Raw genomic sequence first — 14,717 nt, 5'->3', positions numbered from 1 at the left:
TTTCACCACGTTCTATTGAGTGTTGAGTTTAGGTCTGCTCAGCAGCAGGCTGAGTCGAGAGTTCTATTTGTTGGGATCGATACGCTTTGTAGCGTTCCCGCGCTTGTTGGCGCTCAGCATCCGCCGTCGGAACTCGGTCAATGATGAGTCGAGCTCCAGCTGTCGGTGCAATGTCATCCATGAAATTAACGACCGCTGCAACACGTCGTTGCGGCATAGTAGCTTCAGGCCAGCACAACTCTACCGGAGCGCCTTGCGGCGGGCCTTCGCCACACAAATTGTGGGGTACGAAAGCATCAGCGGGTTGTTGCCACAGAGCTTCATCCAATTGCTCCGCTTGTTGCTGGCTCGCACAAAATACGCGCACACTACGAAACTCCCGCCAACGTTCAGTGATTTGTCGGCAGAAGAATTGTAGCTGTTGGCTCTCATCGAGACCATCGAGCACGTAAAAGATTGCGCGCGATTTCATTAGTCGTTGGTACCTGCTTGCGTTTTATTGAGTAGATACTGCGTCAACATCGGCACTGGTCGTCCAGTTGAACCTTTTTTCGCGCCACTACGCCAGGCTGTACCAGCAACATCAATATGCGCCCAGTTATATTTCTTGGTGAACTTCGCCAAAAAACAACCAGCGGTGATGGCACCAGCTTCGCGACCACCTAAGTTCGAGAAGTCAGCGAAAGGGCTCTCTAGCTGTTCGTTGTACTCATCCCATAGCGGCAGTCGCCACGCGCGGTCACCGCTTTGCTCAGACGCGTTCAGTAACTCATGCGCTAACGGATTGTGCGAGCTCATTAAGCCACTCGCATGAGCTCCCAGAGCAATCACACAAGCGCCCGTTAATGTTGCTACATCGATGACAGCTTCAGGTTCATAACGCTCGACAAACGTTAACGTATCGCACAGGACTAAACGACCTTCGGCATCGGTATTCAAGACCTCAACGGTCTGACCGCTCATAGTAGTAATGATATCACCTGGGCGATAGGCTTTGCCGTCTGGCATGTTTTCACAGCCGGCAAGCGCTCCAATCACATTGATCGGTAGATTCAATTCAGCCAAGGCTTGCATGGCACCAAGGACTCCAGCAGCACCACCCATGTCATACTTCATTTCATCCATATTTGCCGACGGCTTGATCGAGATGCCGCCGCTATCGAAGGTCAGTCCTTTACCAACCAGCACAATGGGTGCTTGGTCACTAGGGCCGCCTTGATAATGAATGAGCGACAGCACAGCTTCGTGCTCGGAACCGCGACTAACAGCCAAGTAGGCATTCATGCCCAGCTCTGCCATTTCTTGCTCGGTTACGGCGCTAAAACTCATGTTTTCGTACTGCTCGGTCAAAGCTTTGGCTTTCTCGGCAAGATAGCTTGGGGTGCATATATTCGGCGGCATATTAGCTACGTCGCGGCATACAGTGACCCCTTTAGCGACTGCCAAACCATGACTGATGGCTTTTTCGCCCAGTGATAGCTCACGGCGCGTCTGCACATTAAAAACCAGTTTCCGCAGCGGCCGGCGTGGCTCTTCTTTGCGCGACTTCAATTGATTGAATGTGTACAAACCACCTTGAGCCGCTTCTACTGCTTGCCGGATCTTCCAGTAGGTATCACGACCTTTGACATGCAATTCACTAAGGAAGCATACTGCCTCCATAGAACCGGTTTCGTTCAACGTATGGATGGTTTTTTCAATAATTTGTTTATACTGTCTTTCATCCAGTTCGCGTTCTTTACCGCAACCGACGAGTAAGACACGCTCACTCAAGATATTCGGGACATGATGTAAAAGAAGTGTTTGTCCGGCTTTGCCTTCAAGGTCGCCTCGGCGCAGTAAATTGCTCAGGTAACCATCGCTGACTTTATCGAGTTGCTCGGCGACTCCAGAGAGGCGACGCGGTTCAAAGACACCAACGACGATACAGGCTGAACGCTGTTTCTCCGGACTTCCACTTTTGACATTGAACTCCATGAGTGCTCCTGTTTGGCGGTTGACAGGGTTTAGCTGCCAAGGAATAATTCTTGTGAAAACGACAAGTTTACTTAAAAATCGCGGTATTTCCAGCAAAAAGCAAAGTTAAGAGTGGTCGCTAGTGCGTATATTTCGCTATTTGATGCGAGAAACATTTAAATCTCAGATCGCCGTAATGGTGGTATTGCTGACCATTTTTGTGAGCCAAAAATTTGTTCGCGTGCTCGCAGACGCCTCAGCGGGCGAAATACCCAGTGAATTGGTTATTCAATTGTTGGGTCTCAATTTACCTGCTTTGACTGCTCTCATCCTTCCACTTAGCTTATTCTTAGGTATTTTGCTCGCACATGGTCGCATTTATGCGGATAACGAAATGACCGTTTTGCATGCTTGTGGTGTGAGCGAATGGTATGTGACGCGAGTCACTTTAGTGGTGGCTTTAATTTTGAGCGTTGTGACCGCTTCGTTGACCTTGTGGATGGTACCTTGGAGTTTAGAACAGGAGCGCCAGGTTGAAGAACGGGCACGATCTGATACTGGCTTAAGTGTCATTATGCCGGGCCGTTTCCAGCAGGCGAGTAACCAGAAAGCCGTGATATTTGTTGAGGGACTGACAGAGCAAGGTCAGCTTGATCAAGTGTTCGTGGCCCAATCCATTCGTGATGAGGATAACACCGTCGTTGGCGGCAGCGTCGTTATGGCCGATCGGGGGGATGTCGTGTTGAATCCTGCCGGCGCCCAGACCCTAGTTCTCGAAAACGGGATGCGTTATGCCACCGAAGATCAAGCGGCTGAATATCAAGTGATGCAGTTTGATAGCTACCAGCTGCAAATTAAGGAACAAGAGGGCACGGAATACACGCGTAAGCTGGAAGCTTATACCACGAGTGAACTATTGGCTGAAGATGACCCTGAAGCTGCTGCTGAATGGCAATGGCGCCTTGCAATTCCGCTGGCAATGCCATTGCTTACTTTAATTGCGGTGCCGTTGAGTCGAGTAAATCCACGCCAAGGCAAATTTGCGCGAATGGCTCCAGCATTATTGATTTACCTGGGTTACTTCCTGCTACTCATGGCGGCGCGCTCTGCGGTCGCTGATGGTGTGATTCCGCCTATTATCGGATTGTGGTGGATTCATCTACTGCTGTTATTGTTTGGACTTATTTTGATTGGAAAAGGGCGACCTTTCGGCCTTCGCTTTTTAGCGCGTTTGCGAGGGAGCCACTGATGTTTTCAATTTTAGAGCGATACATTGCGTTGACAGTGTTGCGCACCTCAATGCTAAGTCTAGCGGTGCTCGCGGGTTTATCCGGCCTGATTCGGTTTGTTGAGCAACTGCGGTCGGTAGGTAAAGGCACCTATAGTGTGGCCGATGCCGGATTATTTGTGTTGTATAGCATCCCTCGTGATATCGAAGTTTTCTTTCCGATGGCCGCGTTACTGGGCGGTTTAATTGGAATGGGAATGTTGGCGAGCAATTCGGAACTGGTTGTTATGATCGCAGCTGGGCGGTCGCGTTTGAATATTATTAATGCGGTGATGAAAGCAGCGGTAGTGATGATGCTGGTGGTTATGGCTATCGGCGAGTTTGTGGCGCCGGCGCTTGAATCTCAAGGTCGCGAATTAAGAGCAAGAGCCATTTCTGGCGGCAGTCTGATTTCGGCGCAACAAGGTATTTGGGCTCGTGATGGCAATCATTTTGTCAATATTGGTGAGGTTGAAAATACCGGCCACTTGCGTGACATCACCATTTACCGTTTTGACGAAGGTCGGAATCTTGATTCGGTAATACAAGGACGAACGGCAGTCTATACAGGTGAGCAATGGCGCCTGTCACAAGTGATTTTGACTGAACATCGCGCGGAACGTATCAATCGATCGAACTTTGGTCAGTGGATTTGGAATTCCTCGCTAACCCCAGACAAACTCGGTGTGGTGACGGTCAAACCTGAGTCACTCTCGATTCGTGGCTTAACCGATTATCTCGACTATCTAGAAAGTAACCGGCAAGCAGCGGAACGTTATGAACTTGCGCTCTGGAGAAAGCTTCTGGCTCCAGTGACTGTGGCAGTTATGTTGTTAGTTGCACTATCGTTTATTTTTGGTCCATTGCGTTCAACCACCATGGGTGCCCGAATTTTGCTCGGTGTGGTGACGGGTTTTGGCTTCCATGTGAGTAACGAGATTTTTGGTCCGTTGGCACAAGTCTATCAACTACCACCGATGCTCGGCGCAATGCTGCCAAGCGCTTTATTTGCGGGTGCTGCGTTGTGGGTATTACAGAAACATCGTTGACAAGTGTATAACTGAACGTATGAGATGGTGCCGAAGGGGGGACTTGAACCCCCACGCTGTTACCAGCGGCGGATTTTGAATCCGCTGCGTCTACCAATTCCGCCACTTCGGCAAAAAGATTGGAATCAATTGGTGAAGCGCATTATACGCATGCTCATTTGCCGATCAAGAAAAATTAAATGTCTGCGAACTGTTTGCTTATTTCGTGAGCGTTTTGTCTATTGTTTCGGGAAGTTTGAAGTGATTAGCAGACATCGTAATGCGCATTTCGGTACACTATAAACTTCTGATTTAAACAAGTGGCTTCTTATGACAACTAATTCATCCACTGCATCCGTTCATGCTGGCTTTCCGAGCGCAGGGTTCTGGCGACGAGTTGCCTCATGGATATACGATCTTCTGGTCGCAGTTGCCATCATTATGTTGGCAACTGCCCTAGCTCTTGGATTTGCCGCATTATTGACGACTTTTGGTTGGGTCACACTTACCGAAGGAGAAGATCACGCCGCTTGGCTGAACCGTTCACCGCTGTTTGGTATCTATATTGTAGTGGTGGTTGCGTTATTTTTTGGTTGGTTTTGGTGGCGTAGTGGACAAACATTAGGAATGCGTGCATGGCGACTTAAAGTTCAACAGCGCAATGGTCAGCGACTGACCCCAAAGCAAACATTTGTGCGACTACTAACTTCAGGCTTTGGACTTGGTAACTTGTGGGTGCTGGTCGACAGGAAGAATCGTAGAGCCTGGCACGATTATGCTGCGGGTACTGAATTGGTGGTTCTGTCGAAAGATGCGAATCAGCTATACTATTGGCGAGAATTATAAATTATCTTGCGTTTATGTGAACTTCGTCTATTGTAGTTGTGAATTTATTGTAGTAATTATCAGGCAACTTTGCTCACACAAGGAAAATAACATGAAATATTCGTTGTTTGCTGCTTGCGCTTTGATGGCGGTTGCTATCAGTGCATCAGCTCATGCTAAAAATGAAGGAACTCCTTCGAATAGTGCTTCGCACAAGAATGAAGTTCGTCAGTTGTTGTGGTCTTCGAATGGCGGTGAATGTACTAAGAGCTGTGCCAAGGCTGAATTAGTTGGTGATTTTCACATACTCACGCAGTTTGATGAAAATGGAAACGTTGTCTACCAAGAAGTTGAAAATGTAAATTCTTGGGGGAAAGGGAAGCAGGGAAAGGGCAACAGCGCTGATGTAGCTGCCGGTGGTAGCCTCGGTGGTATCAGCGCGATGAGTAACAACAACTCTTATATCGAAGGCGATTACATTGTTTACGTCGATCAGTATTTCATGACAGTAAATGGTGAGATGTTTCTCCGCGTTGTTTACTCATACTACACATTGGATGGTCGATATGTGAAATCTCGCAGTGAGGATCTTCGTCGCTTCGTGTACATTCGATAACACCTGATTTTTTTGAAAACCCGAGCCTAGTCCTCGGGTTTTTTTGTATGTGCACTAAGGTTCTTTGCTATCATGTAGAGGTCTTAAGTAAATTCATGGAGCTACATGTCCAACCCAACTGATGGTATCAACACCGATCAACCCGAATATGAGGTTGAAATCCCGTCGCGAGAGGCGATTCTTGACACCATCAAAGCACGCCTAAAACCTCTCAGTTTTGATGATCTCGTTGCCAAATTTGCGCTCGATGATGAGCGGCAACTCATTGGTATCAAGCGCCGTCTGCGCGCTATGGAGCGAGATGGACAACTTATCTACACCAAAGCGAATGCTTACGGATTACCCGATCGAATGAGCCTGATCAAAGGTCGGATTATCGGGCACCGAGATGGCTTTGGATTTTGCCGTCCGCATGATGGCGGCGATGATTTATTCATCCCACAACCGCAAATGTATGCGGTGTTGCATGGCGATGAAGTGCTCGTTCAAGAACAGAAAAAAGATGCTAAGGGTCGTCGAGAAGGACGCGTTGTTCGCGTCTTAAAGCCTCGTGAAGGTGATATTGTTGGCCGTTATTTTGTGGATCACAATCTTGGCGTCGTAGTCCCAGACGATACCCGCATCAATCAAGATATTTTGATTCCCGAGGAAAACAAAGGCGCGGCGCGTCATGGTCAGATAGTAGTGGTGCGCATTACCCATCGCCCGAATCGGCGCACAAGTCCAATCGGTACTATTGTTGAGGTGCTGGGCGACCATATGGCTCCCGGCATGGAAATCGAAGTTGCAATTCGCGAACATGACATCCCGGTAAATTGGACCGCGGAAACAGAAAAGTCGGTCGCGCAATTAGCCGAATCGGTGCCCGCAGAAGCCTATGAAGGTCGCCTCGATTTAAGAGAACTTCCGTTGATTACCATTGACGGTGAAGACTCGCGAGACTTCGACGATGCAGTGTATGCAGAGCCAGAGAAAAAGGGATTCCGACTATGGGTAGCTATTGCTGACGTGAGCTATTACGTGCGGCCTAATACTGCGCTCGACAAAGATGCACTTGAGCGCGGGAATTCGGTATATTTCCCCGATTTTGTCGTGCCGATGTTACCGGAAAAGCTCTCAAATGGTTTATGTTCTCTGAATCCACAGGTAGATCGGTTGTGTATGGTCGCTGAGATGTTCATAAATGATCGTGGTCAGCTCGGTGAGGCCAAGTTCTATCCTGCGGTCATGAAATCTCACGCTCGATTGACCTATACAAAAGTGGCAAAAATTCTCGACGGTGATCCAGAGCTGCGAGCTGAATATGAGCCAGTTTTGACAGGTATTAACAACCTTCATGCGCTCTTTAAGGTATTGAAAAAAGCACGGCAATTGCGTCACGCGATTGAATTTGAAACCACAGAAACACGGTTTATCTTCAATGCAGAGCGTAAAATTGAGGAAATACTCCCAGTTCGTAGAAATGTCGCTCACACCATCATTGAAGAATGCATGATTATGGCGAATGTCGCGACTGCGCGCTTTATTGAGAGTCACGATGACATCGCGGCACTATTTCGTGTGCATGAGACGCCACCGAATGATCGTTTGAGTGGTTTCAAAACCTTTTTGACCGATCTCGGATTGACGATGACAGGCGGTGATGAGCCGGGTCCAAAAGACTACGCCGCTATCCTCAAGCAAGTTGCTGACCGACCTGATGCGGAATTGATTCAGACGATGTTATTAAGGTCAATGCAACAGGCGGTGTATAGCCCAGACAATAAAGGGCACTTCGGATTAGCTTTAGAGCAGTACGCGCATTTTACATCACCCATTCGGCGTTATCCGGATTTGATTTTGCATCGTGCGATCAAGGCTAAGTTAAAGCAGTTGAATGGCGCATCAAAAGAGCTTGAAGGGGCATGGTCCTATCCAGACGAACAGCTGGATGAGTTGGGTGTGCATTGCTCGATGACTGAACGCAGAGCGGATGATGCGACGCGTCAAGTCGACGAGTGGTTGAAGTGTGAGTACATGCAAGACCATGTGGGTAGTGAATTTACCGGCGTGATTGCTGCAGTGACCAACTTCGGTTTATTTGTGCGCATTGACGATATGCAAATCGATGGACTGGTGCACATTAGCAATTTAGACAATGACTATTACCAATTCGATAGTGATCGACACTTACTGATTGGTGAGAACAGCGGCAAGGCTTATCGATTGGGTGATAAAGCACGAATTCGTGTGCGCTCGGTAAATCTAGATGAACGGAAAATCGACTTGGACTTGTTGTCTGCGGAAACTCCAGCGGGCGATCAACGACAGGCCAGTGACTATGCATTACCGCAACGTAAACGCATGAAGCAGGGTAAAGGCGGCGGTGGTCAAGAACACCGCCGTGGCAAACCGAGTAATAAATCGGGACCTAAATCTGAACCCAAGTCAGGTGCCAAAAATCGTGGCAAATCAGCCGGCAAGAAAAAGCCTCGTCCTTCGAATAAAAAGCGGAAATCATGAGCAAGAAAGTAACTATTTTTGGCCTGCATGCAGTGCGGGCATTATTGCAAAACCATCCGGAGCGTTTGGTTGAACTGTATGCGACTAAAGAGCGTCAGGATCAACCTTTACAGGCGTTAATCCAGCAAGCTCAGCGTATGGGCACGCGGCCGCAATTTGTTCCTAAGCAAAGCTTGGACAAAAGAGCTGAGGGTGGTAACCATCAAGGTATTGTTGTGGTGTGTTTAGAAGCCCCTCAACTCACTGAAGATGATTTAGAAAAGCTGGTGACCGAGCGTGGTCGTCAGACATTGTTGTTGGTTTTGGATAATGTGACGGATCCACACAATTTGGGCGCTTGTTTGCGTACAGCTGATGCAGCAGGAGTGACCGCTGTTGTGGTTCCCAAGGACAAGTCGGCGTCAATGACTCCAGTAGTTCGTAAAGTTGCTTCTGGAGCTGCTGAAACTGTTCCACTCATTCAAGTAACAAACCTTGCTCGCACTCTCCGTCAATTGCAAGATTTGCAGGTGTGGATAATCGGTACCGCGGGCGAAGCGACCGACGATCTGTATGCTGCAGATCTGAAGGGACCTGTTGCCCTAGTCATGGGAGCTGAAGGCGATGGCATGCGGCGCTTGACCCGTGAAACTTGTGATCAATTGATCAAGATTCCATTGCTGGGCAGCGTGAGTAGTTTGAATGTATCAGTGGCAACTGGGGTTTGTTTGTTTGAAGCCGTCCGGCAGCGACAAAACGTGAGTGGAAACTAAGCGATGTTGCTACGGAGTTGGTTGAACTTCCGCAATGGACAATCGAAACGTTCTTGGTGGCCACTGGTGGTCACCGGAGCGCTATTGGTGCTTTTAGCGTTGGCATGGCTGCCAATCGGTGATTTGTTGCCTGAACAACGCAGCAACAAACCACAATTGGTTGTTAATTATCTGACTGCTGCAGCCGATCCGCGCTTTGATGAATTGCAGACCGAATTAAATCAACGGTTTCAATCTCGTCACGAATGGCGATTACGAGAGGTATCGACAGACTTTGCATGGCAGGTAAATATTGGTTTTGAGACCACTGCGGAGACCACTGTGTTAACCGCTGAATTGCTTGCACCCTCTAAGCTGAAAGTTGCTTCTGGCAACGAAGTTCAAAGAATTCGCGTGCAAGCTCCAAATGAAGCTGCGTTGGTTTTGCCAGAGCAGTTGGTTAAAGTGTTAACCGAAAAGGTCGAAACCGCCGAAAACCAAGCAAACGACTTGTGATATCGACAGAAATCCGCTACACTCCCGCCGCTTAAATCAGTCTCTCGAAGTTTATTTAAAAACAAGCGTTCCTTGCTGCTGCCGGTGCGACTGAGCCAATACAGTAGCTATGAACCATAAGGAGCAGAAATGCGTCATTATGAAATCGTATTCATGGTCCATCCGGACCAGAGCGAGCAAGTACCTGGCATGATCGAGCGTTATAGCGAGACCATCAAAGCAGGTAACGGTACTATTCATCGTCTAGAAGACTGGGGCCGTCGTCAATTGGCTTACCCAATCAACAAGTTGCATAAAGCACACTATGTGTTGATGAACATCGAAGCGTCGTCTGAAGTTGTTGACGAGCTGGAAACAGCATTCCGATACAATGATGCGGTATTACGCAACATGATTATGCGTAAGAAAGAAGCGGAAACTGAAGTCTCGCACCAAATGGGCAAGAAAGATGACCGTCGTTCAGACCGTAACGAAGAGCAGGACGATAACGAAGCGGCATAAGCCGTGACGTCGCGTTCATCGATTGTGGAGCCAAGCTTCAATCAACTGGAACTCAGTGGCACGCTTACCAAGCCACCCCAATTGACCAAAAGCCCGGCTGGCATTCACCACTTAAGGTTCGTAGTTGAGCATCGCTCAGAACAGGTGGAGGCTAACTTACCACGCCGCAGTTATGTGAGATTGCAGGTTGTGTTAAGTGGTCAAGATGCACCACAGTGGAGCAAAGAATTAAGCGTTGGACAGGCAGTCACCGTTCGCGGTTTTTTGAATCGAGAAGAAGATAAAAACGGAATTGGTAAATTAGTACTGCACGCCCAGCAACTTGTTTTGATTTGAGGAGACCATCATGGCTCGTTTTTTCCGTCGCCGTAAGTTTTGCCGCTTTAAGGCAGAAGGCGTAAAAGAGATTGATTACAAAGATATCGTTACTCTCAAGAACTACATCACTGAGAGTGGCAAAATCGTTCCTAGCCGCATCACTGGCACTTCTGCGAAGTACCAGCGTCAGTTGGCGCGTGCCATCAAACGTGCACGTTACTTGTCTTTACTGCCTTATACTGATTCACATCAGTAAGCCAGTAAACGAACGATCTGACTAGATTTGAGGTAGCGAACAATGGAAATTATTCTATTAGACAAAGTAGCCAACTTAGGCGGCTTGGGTGACCAAGTGGCAGTGAAGTCTGGTTATGCACGTAACTTTTTATTCCCGCAAGGTAAAGCTGTTCCAGCAACGCAAGCAAACATCAAGGTGTTTGAAGAGCGTCGCGCTGAATTGGAAGCGAAAATCGCTGCTGATTTAGCTGCTGCTGAAGAGCGTGCTGCGCAAGTCAACGCATTAGAAGCTGTGGTTATTGCTTCTAAAGCGGGTGATGAAGGTAAATTGTTTGGTTCAATCGGTACTCGTGACATCGCTGACGCGATCACTGCAGCTGGTGTAGCTGTGAAGAAAAGCGAAGTATTGTTGCCAAATGGTACCCTCCGCGATGTGGGCGAGTATGATATCGAGCTGCATTTGCATGCTGACGTGTTTGCAACTGTGAAGTTGCAAGTAGTTGCTGCAGACTAAGTTTTTTAATCATCGTGAAAAAAGCTGCTTTCGAGCAGCTTTTTTTTTGGATTTTTTTCAGTGCTTGATAAACCTTTTCAGCATAGGCTTACACCAATCATACAGAAATCAATAAAGCTGTAGCGTAAGAATAAGGAAGATCGGTGACAGCACAAGTCATTACAGCCAATGCACTTAACGATCCAGATGTGCATCTCGTGGAGAGAGCCAGTGGCGGCGACATGCAAGCGTTCCAAGCGCTCTTTGAGCGACACCATCGTCGCGTCTATGGATTAGTGTTGCGGTTGGCGGGAAATATTGATGTCGCACAAGATTTAACGCAGGAAGTGTTCATTCAGTTATGGAGCGCACTGAAATCGTTTCGCGGTGAAAGTAAGTTCAGTACGTGGTTACACACCGTTGCGACCCGAGTCGCTATCTCGGAATTACGCAAACAGAAACGCTGGTTTGCACGTTTACATACAGCTGGCGATGACGACTACGATCGTCATTTAGTACACGAAGACAGTGCCGACTTGAGCGAGCTTGATCGGTTGATTCAAAAGTTACCACCACAAACTCGTTGGGTATTCGTATTGCACTGTATAGAAGGTTTGCGACATGAGGAAGTGAGTCAAGAACTCGGTATTGCTGTCGGCACCAGTAAGGCTCAGGTTCATAGAGCGCGCACGTTGTTAGAGGAGTGGTTGAGTCATGAGTGAATCAACAAAAATAAATGGTAAACAGCGCCTTGACGATTTGATTCGAGAAGCGGTCGATACACCTGATCGCTACGAGCCACCACAAAACTTGTGGCGTGGAATAGAACATGGACTAACGCGTCAGCAACAACGCTCGCCACCTTGGCTGCGTTATGCGTGGGCAAGTGCAGCGGTTATGGTTCTGGCTATCAGTGCTATGACCTTACAGTGGATGCCGACACAATCGGTGGATGACACGTCTGAAGTCACACGATTGATAACGGCAGTCAATGAACACCACGAGTCGCAGCGCAACTTGCTGTTGACCAGTATTCAAAGTTCGGGACTGAGTACGACCGAAATCAGCAGCCAAACTGAGTTAGAACAGTTGCGGCAAGCTGCTGCGCAAGTGACCGAACAGTTAATGAATGATCCGAACAATCAATCATTGTGGCAGTTGCTGCAATGGTTACACCAACAAGAACTGGAATTATTGAAAGCGAACTTTGCGCCACGTCAAAACTGGCAACAAGCTTAAGGAGTACGAATGATGAAGTGGTTAAAACTCATTACTGTAGCAGGGCTCTATGTAGCCGCGCACTATGCCCCAGCAGTGGTTGGGAAGGAAGTCGATCAGACTGTAGCGGTTGAGCCAGGGGTTCAGGTGTTCGTCGATAACATGCGTGGCGAGGTCAAAATCCTTGGCTGGGATCAGTCATCGGCATCCATCTCAGGCACTATTGACGAAGAGGCGACGGACTTTATTTTTGAAAAGCGCGGGAATGCATTGATCGTCGAGGTCAAAATGCCCCGCAATAAGCGATACCATGATGACAATGGCTCGGATTTAGTGCTCCGGATTCCGCATGAGTCGATGGTTGATGTGAGCGGTATCTCTTCTGATTTTACGGTAAAAGATGTCCGTCAAGGGACGCGTGTCACCACTATCAGTGGCGATATTGACGCCAATAATTTGGACCAGAATGTCCGCTTGAAAACCACCAGCGGCGATATCTCTGGACGTAAATTAAATGGCGATGTTGAACTGGTATCGGTCAGTGGTGACGTGAATGACGCTGATGGTGACCAACAACGTGCTTCGTATCAATCTACTAGTGGCGATGTTGCAGTAGTTACCAATGCCATTGAAGTTCGTGCCGAGTCTATTTCGGGTGATGTGAACTTAACTGCTGAACGTGCCAGTGATGTGCGGGCAACATCGGTCAGTGGTGATGTGAGTGTCCGGGTTGAGTTGAATGACAACGGTCGGCTGCGCGGCAACACAGTCAGCGGCGATATGGCGATTACCTTTAAGGGCAAAACGAACTTTCGCCTTGATGCTGAGGCAAGCGCGAGCGGCGACATTGTCAATCGTTTGACGGATGATGAACCTCGTCGTCCTAAGTATGGACCCGGTGCAAGTCTGACAATGACCGTGGGTAATGGCTCGGGCAACGTTAAACTCAATTCGGTCAGCGGCAATATCGTCATTCGAAACTAAATACCTCTGTAAAAAGCGGGTTGCTGAACGCAATCCGCTTTCTTCATTCTGCTACTTTTTGTATAGTCTCCCTCTAGCCAAAATTATTCGAGCAGCGGGACAAGCATGGCCACTTCGCGCACCAAGGACAAACCGCGCAATGACGCGAAATTAGATGCGATCAAAACGCCTCCTCATTCTATTGAAGCAGAGCAATCCGTACTGGGTGGCCTCATGCTCGATAACAACGCATGGGATAGTATCGCCGGTGAGCTGATCGCGGATGACTTCTATCATCGTGGACACAAGCTCATTTTCACTGCAATGCATCGTCTCGCCGATCGTACTCAGCCGATTGATCTGGTCACGGTTTCGGAATCACTTGAGTTATCGGGTGAGTTGCAAGATGTGGGTGGCTTTGCCTACCTTGGCGAAATAGCGAAAAACACCCCAAGTGCAGCCAATATCCGAGCTTATGCGCAAATTGTTCGCGAGCGAGCTGTGATTCGTGAAATGATTGCTGCAGCGAATGAAATTGCCGAGTCTGGTTTTGATACACAAAATCGAACCTCGAGCGAGCTGCTCGATATAGCCGAAAGTAAGGTGTTCAAGATTGCTGAAAAGCGAACGAGTGCAACGGATGGTCCCCAGCCGATAACGCCAATACTTGAGCGAACCATAAACCGCATTGACGAACTCAGTCGCAGTAAGAACCACAATGGTGTGACGGGTGTATCCACCGGATTCTACGATTTGGACCAAATGACGGCAGGTTTGCAACCATCCGACCTCATTATTGTTGCTGCACGGCCATCAATGGGTAAAACCACATTTGCGATGAACCTGTGTGAAAACGTCGCGATGCGTAATGACAAGCCGGTCTTGGTGTTCAGTTTAGAAATGCCATCAGAACAAATTATGATGCGGATGTTGGCGTCCTTGAGTCATGTGGATCAGACGCGCATTCGAACAGGTCGTTTGCAAGATGAAGAATGGACACGCATTGCATCGACGATCAATATTCTCAAAGAACGCAATAATATGTTTATTGATGATTCGTCAGGGCTCACGCCAACTGAGCTTCGTTCACGTGCACGGCGGGTGTTCCGGGAATCTGGCGGCTTATCGATGATAATGGTCGACTATTTACAGTTGATGACGGTACCGGGTATGTCTGAGAATCGGACCTTAGAGATTGGCGAGATTTCCCGGTCGTTAAAAGCACTCGCGAAGGAACTGCAGGTACCTGTAGTCGCGTTGTCGCAGCTGAATCGCTCATTGGAGCAAAGAACAAATAAACGTCCTGTGAACTCGGATCTACGGGAATCTGGCTCCATCGAGCAAGACGCTGACGTGATTATGTTTATCTATCGTGATGAGGTCTATCACCCAGAGTCTGAGAATAAAGGGTTGGCAGAGGTGATCATTGGGAAACAGCGGAACGGGCCGATAGGTTCGGTTGACCTGAAATTCCAGGGACATTTATCACGATTTGAAAATTTAGCGCGGCGTGAACCTGACGAGCACTCGCGTCATTGACCCGAGT

General features: G+C 48.3%; 17 protein-coding genes and 1 tRNA gene. 15 read left to right on the top strand and 3 right to left on the bottom strand.

Annotation, left to right across the window (positions count from 1 at the left end; genetic code table 11):
• Window positions 1–28 precede the first annotated feature (28 nt).
• Window positions 29–472, bottom strand: a complete 444-nt coding sequence (locus tag ACN0S4_RS06845) for a DNA polymerase III subunit chi (protein ID WP_417656945.1) — start codon at window positions 470–472, stop codon at window positions 29–31.
• The gene (gene pepA / locus ACN0S4_RS06840) at window positions 472–1,977 is read right to left on the bottom strand and encodes a leucyl aminopeptidase (RefSeq protein ID WP_417656944.1); all 1,506 of its coding nucleotides are present in this window, start codon (window positions 1,975–1,977) and stop codon (window positions 472–474) included. The genes ACN0S4_RS06845 and pepA overlap by 1 nt, the downstream gene beginning before the upstream one ends.
• 121 nt (window positions 1,978–2,098) lie before the next feature.
• Between pepA and lptF the strand changes: the two genes are divergently transcribed.
• Both lptF and lptG read left to right on the top strand, forming a co-directional pair.
• A complete protein-coding gene (gene lptF / locus ACN0S4_RS06835; protein WP_417656943.1) occupies window positions 2,099–3,205 on the top strand; it encodes an LPS export ABC transporter permease LptF in 1,107 nt (368 codons plus the stop codon).
• Window positions 3,205–4,272, top strand: a complete 1,068-nt coding sequence (lptG, locus tag ACN0S4_RS06830; protein ID WP_417656942.1) for an LPS export ABC transporter permease LptG — start codon at window positions 3,205–3,207, stop codon at window positions 4,270–4,272. The genes lptF and lptG overlap by 1 nt, the downstream gene beginning before the upstream one ends.
• 25 nt (window positions 4,273–4,297) lie before the next feature.
• Here the strand turns inward: lptG and ACN0S4_RS06825 are convergent.
• Window positions 4,298–4,384: transfer RNA gene (locus ACN0S4_RS06825), tRNA-Leu, on the bottom strand.
• Window positions 4,385–4,581: 197 nt separating this feature from the next.
• Here ACN0S4_RS06825 and ACN0S4_RS06820 point away from each other — a divergent pair.
• The 13 genes from ACN0S4_RS06820 (at window position 4,582) to dnaB (ending at window position 14,710) form a co-directional block, all read left to right on the top strand.
• On the top strand, window positions 4,582–5,097 hold the full coding sequence (locus ACN0S4_RS06820) for an RDD family protein (protein WP_417656941.1): 516 nt from the start codon (window positions 4,582–4,584) through the stop codon (window positions 5,095–5,097).
• A gap of 91 nt (window positions 5,098–5,188) precedes the next feature.
• Window positions 5,189–5,692: a hypothetical protein gene (locus tag ACN0S4_RS06815; RefSeq protein ID WP_417656940.1), complete on the top strand. Its 504-nt coding sequence runs from the start codon at window positions 5,189–5,191 to the stop codon at window positions 5,690–5,692.
• 105 nt (window positions 5,693–5,797) lie between these two features.
• Window positions 5,798–8,194 (top strand): ribonuclease R, encoded by a 2,397-nt coding sequence (rnr, locus tag ACN0S4_RS06810; protein WP_417656939.1) that lies wholly within the window; start codon window positions 5,798–5,800, stop codon window positions 8,192–8,194.
• Window positions 8,191–8,946, top strand: coding sequence for a 23S rRNA (guanosine(2251)-2'-O)-methyltransferase RlmB (gene rlmB, locus ACN0S4_RS06805; RefSeq protein WP_417656938.1), 756 nt, complete (start codon window positions 8,191–8,193; stop codon window positions 8,944–8,946). The genes rnr and rlmB overlap by 4 nt, the downstream gene beginning before the upstream one ends.
• 3 nt (window positions 8,947–8,949) lie before the next feature.
• Window positions 8,950–9,441 (top strand): hypothetical protein, encoded by a 492-nt coding sequence (locus ACN0S4_RS06800; RefSeq protein ID WP_417656937.1) that lies wholly within the window; start codon window positions 8,950–8,952, stop codon window positions 9,439–9,441.
• Between the two features lie 129 nt (window positions 9,442–9,570).
• Window positions 9,571–9,942 carry a 30S ribosomal protein S6 gene (gene rpsF, locus ACN0S4_RS06795; protein ID WP_417656936.1) on the top strand — a complete coding sequence of 124 codons (372 nt, stop codon included), beginning with the start codon at window positions 9,571–9,573 and terminating at the stop codon, window positions 9,940–9,942.
• A gap of 21 nt (window positions 9,943–9,963) precedes the next feature.
• Window positions 9,964–10,278: a primosomal replication protein N gene (gene priB, locus ACN0S4_RS06790; protein WP_417657002.1), complete on the top strand. Its 315-nt coding sequence runs from the start codon at window positions 9,964–9,966 to the stop codon at window positions 10,276–10,278.
• A gap of 10 nt (window positions 10,279–10,288) precedes the next feature.
• Window positions 10,289–10,516, top strand: a complete 228-nt coding sequence (rpsR, locus tag ACN0S4_RS06785) for a 30S ribosomal protein S18 (RefSeq protein WP_169929428.1) — start codon at window positions 10,289–10,291, stop codon at window positions 10,514–10,516.
• A 42-nt stretch (window positions 10,517–10,558) separates the two neighbouring features.
• Entirely contained in the window at window positions 10,559–11,011 is a 453-nt protein-coding gene (rplI, locus tag ACN0S4_RS06780; RefSeq protein WP_417656935.1) for a 50S ribosomal protein L9, read from the top strand.
• A gap of 143 nt (window positions 11,012–11,154) precedes the next feature.
• Window positions 11,155–11,712, top strand: a complete 558-nt coding sequence (locus tag ACN0S4_RS06775; RefSeq protein ID WP_417656934.1) for an RNA polymerase sigma factor — start codon at window positions 11,155–11,157, stop codon at window positions 11,710–11,712.
• Window positions 11,705–12,229, top strand: a complete 525-nt coding sequence (locus ACN0S4_RS06770; RefSeq protein WP_417656933.1) for a hypothetical protein — start codon at window positions 11,705–11,707, stop codon at window positions 12,227–12,229. The genes ACN0S4_RS06775 and ACN0S4_RS06770 overlap by 8 nt, the downstream gene beginning before the upstream one ends.
• 9 nt (window positions 12,230–12,238) lie before the next feature.
• A complete protein-coding gene (locus tag ACN0S4_RS06765; protein ID WP_417656932.1) occupies window positions 12,239–13,192 on the top strand; it encodes a DUF4097 family beta strand repeat-containing protein in 954 nt (317 codons plus the stop codon).
• 105 nt (window positions 13,193–13,297) lie between these two features.
• The gene (dnaB, locus tag ACN0S4_RS06760) at window positions 13,298–14,710 is read left to right on the top strand and encodes a replicative DNA helicase (RefSeq protein WP_417656931.1); all 1,413 of its coding nucleotides are present in this window, start codon (window positions 13,298–13,300) and stop codon (window positions 14,708–14,710) included.
• The last annotated feature ends 7 nt before the right edge of the window (window positions 14,711–14,717 follow it).

Origin of the sequence: Pseudidiomarina aestuarii (genome assembly GCF_048263735.1) — a bacterium.
GTDB classification, from domain to species: Bacteria; Pseudomonadota; Gammaproteobacteria; order Enterobacterales; family Alteromonadaceae; genus Pseudidiomarina; species Pseudidiomarina aestuarii_B.
This window is presented reverse-complemented; position numbering and strand designations above follow the sequence as displayed.

What these genes read in the sequence shown, in the direction of transcription:
- ACN0S4_RS06845 (WP_417656945.1), bottom strand. Translation starts at nt 472, where the DNA reads ATGAAATCGCGCGCAATCTTTTACGTGCTCGATGGTCTCGATGAGAGC.
- pepA (WP_417656944.1), bottom strand. Translation starts at nt 1,977, where the DNA reads ATGGAGTTCAATGTCAAAAGTGGAAGTCCGGAGAAACAGCGTTCAGCC.
- lptG (WP_417656942.1), top strand. Translation starts at nt 3,205, where the DNA reads ATGTTTTCAATTTTAGAGCGATACATTGCGTTGACAGTGTTGCGCACC.
- ACN0S4_RS06820 (WP_417656941.1), top strand. Translation starts at nt 4,582, where the DNA reads ATGACAACTAATTCATCCACTGCATCCGTTCATGCTGGCTTTCCGAGC.
- ACN0S4_RS06815 (WP_417656940.1), top strand. Translation starts at nt 5,189, where the DNA reads ATGAAATATTCGTTGTTTGCTGCTTGCGCTTTGATGGCGGTTGCTATC.
- rnr (WP_417656939.1), top strand. Translation starts at nt 5,798, where the DNA reads ATGTCCAACCCAACTGATGGTATCAACACCGATCAACCCGAATATGAG.
- rlmB (WP_417656938.1), top strand. Translation starts at nt 8,191, where the DNA reads ATGAGCAAGAAAGTAACTATTTTTGGCCTGCATGCAGTGCGGGCATTA.
- ACN0S4_RS06800 (WP_417656937.1), top strand. Translation starts at nt 8,950, where the DNA reads ATGTTGCTACGGAGTTGGTTGAACTTCCGCAATGGACAATCGAAACGT.
- rpsF (WP_417656936.1), top strand. Translation starts at nt 9,571, where the DNA reads ATGCGTCATTATGAAATCGTATTCATGGTCCATCCGGACCAGAGCGAG.
- rpsR (WP_169929428.1), top strand. Translation starts at nt 10,289, where the DNA reads ATGGCTCGTTTTTTCCGTCGCCGTAAGTTTTGCCGCTTTAAGGCAGAA.
- rplI (WP_417656935.1), top strand. Translation starts at nt 10,559, where the DNA reads ATGGAAATTATTCTATTAGACAAAGTAGCCAACTTAGGCGGCTTGGGT.
- ACN0S4_RS06770 (WP_417656933.1), top strand. Translation starts at nt 11,705, where the DNA reads ATGAGTGAATCAACAAAAATAAATGGTAAACAGCGCCTTGACGATTTG.
- ACN0S4_RS06765 (WP_417656932.1), top strand. Translation starts at nt 12,239, where the DNA reads ATGATGAAGTGGTTAAAACTCATTACTGTAGCAGGGCTCTATGTAGCC.
- dnaB (WP_417656931.1), top strand. Translation starts at nt 13,298, where the DNA reads ATGGCCACTTCGCGCACCAAGGACAAACCGCGCAATGACGCGAAATTA.